This window comes from Pedobacter sp., assembly GCF_035317785.1.
In the GTDB taxonomy this organism is placed as follows: Bacteria; Bacteroidota; Bacteroidia; order Sphingobacteriales; family Sphingobacteriaceae; genus Pedobacter.
This window is the reverse complement of the sequence record NZ_DATHGC010000157.1, coordinates 1-4,000: the sequence shown is the minus strand read 5'-3', so window position 1 is coordinate 4,000 and position 4,000 is coordinate 1. Positions and strand designations below refer to the sequence as shown.

The following is a 4,000-nucleotide window of genomic DNA, read 5'->3' as shown; positions in this document are numbered from 1 at the left end:
CTGAAAGAAGCCAATGGTAACTCCCGGTCTTTCTGACCGGATGAGGCAGGGAAGCAGCAGCAGCTGGTAGTCCTGCACCCAAATGGTGTCGCCGTCCTTGATGTTCTGAATGACCACCTCCCTGAACTTGTCATTGACCTGCTGGTAGAAATCCCAATAGATCTGGTCGAAGTTTGCATAAGTGACCAGGTAATGGAATACGGGCCAGAGCACCTCATTGGAGAAACCTTCATAATACAGGTTGATCTCTTCGTTGGTCAAAAATACCGGGATGAGGTTGAGGGCGGCTAGTTTTTTGGTGACTTCTTTTTGCCGCTCGGGGGGTACTTCTATTCCGGGCCAGCCTATCCAGATGTTGTTGCCATCTTTATACACTGAGCCTAAACCTGTGGCGAGCCCGCCTTCACTTGGCCTTAAAATGTACTCTCCGTTCTGTTCTGTAATCTTTACAGGGAGGCGATTTGAAATGATTATCGTTTTGTTTTTCGTTGACATATTATTCTAATAACAACCCTTAAAAAGGCACAATTGTTTTGATTTTTTCGATTTGACCATGGTTTTGATGGTTGTTTCCGGCTTAATCTATCAGATAAAATTGATTTTCTTATTGACGGTCAAGTTGTTTTTGAAGAAGGGCCGGTGTTCTGCATAACTTGGCGTTAAATTTGTTTGGCCTCAGACAAGATTTGTTAAACACCTCTTTTATGATAATAAACAGACCGTTTCTCCTTATTTTTTCTGCTGTTTTACTAAGTTCCTGTTCTTCCATGTATATGCCCAATGTGCCTAATACCCCAATGTTGAGCCAGCAAGGGGAGTTTAGCGGGGGTGCACACATCTCATTGCGCGGCAATGCCAGTCTGAACGGTGCTTATGCGGTATCCAATCATTTTGGTGTCTTGTTTAGTGGTTCTATGATGAACCGGGAATGGGAGCGGAAGGACTACAAGAACAAGCTGGTGGAAGTGGGGGGAGGTTATTTCAATACTTTTGGACCTGATGATAACCGCATCCTGGAAGTATATGTAGGTTATGGAGGTGGCAGCACGGACCGGACTTACAGACGCTACGACGATAATGATGTGCTGACAGGGACCGATCTGGAGGAAGCGACCTTTAACAAGACCTTCTTACAGGTCAACTATAGTTCTAAAAAGTCAAATAACCTGAAGTTGTTTGGCAAGGATTTTCCAATCAGTTATGGTACGGCACTGCGGATCAGCTCGGTGGAAATGAAGACTTTTATGATCAATGGTGTGGGCCAGATGCGTGAGGGCAACGTGTTTTTGGAACCGATATTCTTTACCCGGATGAAACTGAGCGATCAGTTTCAATTGCAATATACGACCAGTGGTAATTTTGGACTCAACAGCAGGAAGTATATGAATGCTGGCAGTTCGATCTTTACCATAGGCGCAGTGGTGAATTTGGGGGGTAAAGTCGCAAAGAAGTAGCAAAGGCACGAAGCAATCTCCCCTTTAAAATGGGATTGCTTCGTGCCTCGCAATGAGGTGTGTGTTAACTAAGACTTTACTTAGCGCTTACAGTGATCGTTTTCAGTGAAGGTCTGTCTTTTACATTGTCACTGGTGTTTTTCGCAAGGATATAAACGTCATGAAACTTACCATCAGTAACGGCCGCAATCGGAATATTCAGATTGCTGGTAGTCGTAGAAGCCAGTACCTTGCCATCCTGGCTGTCCAGTCTGATCTCTATCGCATAACTTGTATTCGCATTGTTCAGGCCTAGTTGCAATGCAGCGATATCGGTAAGATCTATCTGGCTCAGCTTGATCCAGCCTGCTTTTTGAGGAAAGATCAGAGAAATGTCGCCTTTGGAATCTTTACGGGCGAACTCTGAAATGTCTTTAATATCTTTTGCATTGATCTCACTGTTCCTCAAATTAATCGCATCGTTTGCCGTCAGTGATTTCAGACTGGTTGTACCCAGATCGGAATAAGTGGCTTTCAAAGAAAGTACCGATTGGTTTTTGTTAAGATCTGCTGGAGGTACAATTTTACCAACCGTTGGAAGCGATGGAGCAGTTGATGCTTTTGCACCCAAGCTCATGATCCAGTCGGTGATCTGTCTTACATCAGATTCCTTCATAGTTGGATGCGATGGCATGGCAACTTCTCCCCAAACACCGGTACTTCCTTTGATGACCTTGCCGGCAAGATATTCAGATGCATTAGCCTTTGTCTGGTATTTGGCAGACACCTGTTTGAACATTGGACCTATTGATTTCTGATCGATCTTGTGACAGGCAATACAGTCGCTTTTTAGCATGATGGCTTTGCCTGCAAGCGTTTGTGCGGCTTCCTGATGACCTAGTTTTGCACCCGCAAGGTCTGTTCCCTCAATATAACTATTGGAGATGTAAATTCTGTTTTTATTGACGACAGCTCCTTTGTCAGAAACCTGAACCTGGTAGCTGACGGGTTTGCCGGGGAAATAGAAAGATTTGTTTCCGCTGATCATAATGTCAACTTTTGGCTGGGCATTACCGGCAGATACGGAAACAGTCTGGCTTTTTGATGAAGCTTTGTTTTTATCTATAACCTGCACGCTGATCGCATAATTGCCTGCTTTGGCAAATGTATGCTGCAATTCAGGTGTAGTAGTTGTTTTCTTAAGGCCGTTGCCAAGGCTCCAGATGTAAGTTAATGCATCACCATCAGGATCTGAGGCTTCTACTTTAGCGGTCATTTTATAAGGCAGAAGTCCGCTGGCGTTTTCGATGTTCAGGTTCTTAACGATCGGTGGTCTGTTGCCTTCCAGGTAATCTATCCTCACAATTCCGGCATCAGGATTTTTGGAGAACCAGCCTTTACCGTATTCAAGGATGTATAGTTTACCGTCTGGGCCTTGTTCCATATCAATAGGAGCTGCCAGGGATACATTGCCCATAAAAGGCTCCATGCTTTTGTATTCGCCATTTGGGCCCATAGTCACAGCTTTAACCCACCCGCGGATCCACTCGTAAATAAGTAGTTTTCCGTTGTAATAAGCCGGGTAGGGCGAAGCGCCCGGTTTGGTATAGTATACGGGGCCTGCCATAGCGGTACGGCCACCTGTTCCTACCTCAGGAAATTCGGTAGAGGCACCATAAGGATACCATATGAATGCCGGCTGAGCGGGAGGAAGGGTAGTTAATCCGGTATTGTTAGGCGAGTTGTTGATTGGGGCGGCAGCGTTAAATGCTTCTCCGCTGGTGCCGGTAGTATAATCGTAGGCGTGGTAAGGATAGTTATTACCAACAAACAGCGGCCACCCGAAATAACCCGCTTTTTGGGCCTGGTTTACTTCATCGTAACCACGAGGCCCTCTTGCAGGGTCGTCGTTGCTTGCATCCGGCCCAACTTCTCCCCAGTACAGGAAGCCTGTTTTCTGATCCACCGATATTCGGTATGGGTTTCTGTTGCCCATGACAAAGATCTCCGGTTTGGTTTTAGCTGTTCCTTTAGGAAATAAGTTGCCCTCAGGGATGCTGTAGGTTCCGTCTTCGTTTACTTTGATCCTCAGGATTTTTCCTCTGAGGTCATTGGTGTTACCTGCAGATCTCCTTGCATCGTACTGGTGCAGGCCATCACGGTTGTCCAATGGGGCATAACCTTTGTTTACATATTGTTGTTTAGGCGCATCAAATGGAGTGGAGTTGTCACCTGCGGATACATAAAGCAGTCCGCCCGGTCCGAAAGCTATAGAGCCGCCAGTGTGGCAGCAGATTTCTCTCTGGGAATAAAATTCAAGGATCACTTTTTCAGTAGCTGTGGTGATCTTGTCATTGACCAGTTTAAAACGGGATAAGCGGTTTACAGATTTGTCTATCGGACTGTAAAAAGCGTAGATATATTGGTTCTTCGCAAAATTAGGGTCTGCTGCAATGCCAAGCAGTCCTTCCTCTGCGTTTACGCCTTCTGTGTTGGTTTTTGCGTAGACTTCAAGCTTGCCCGCATCGACAACTTTCTTAGTGCTGTTCTTGTACAAAAGGAACTCG

3 protein-coding genes are annotated in these 4,000 nt (G+C 45.6%); 1 reads left to right on the top strand and 2 read right to left on the bottom strand.

What is annotated here, in order from left to right:
* A partial coding sequence (locus VK541_RS09745) for a trehalose-6-phosphate synthase (protein WP_324369417.1) occupies positions 1-495 on the bottom strand: 495 nt, incomplete at its 3' end.
* Positions 496-704: 209 nt separating this feature from the next.
* Here VK541_RS09745 and VK541_RS09740 point away from each other — a divergent pair.
* Positions 705-1,454: a hypothetical protein gene (locus tag VK541_RS09740; RefSeq protein WP_324369415.1), complete on the top strand. Its 750-nt coding sequence runs from the start codon at positions 705-707 to the stop codon at positions 1,452-1,454.
* A 76-nt stretch (positions 1,455-1,530) separates the two neighbouring features.
* Here VK541_RS09740 and VK541_RS09735 read toward each other — a convergent pair.
* The coding region (locus tag VK541_RS09735) for a PQQ-dependent sugar dehydrogenase (RefSeq protein WP_324369413.1) at positions 1,531-4,000 on the bottom strand (2,470 nt) is incomplete at its 5' end.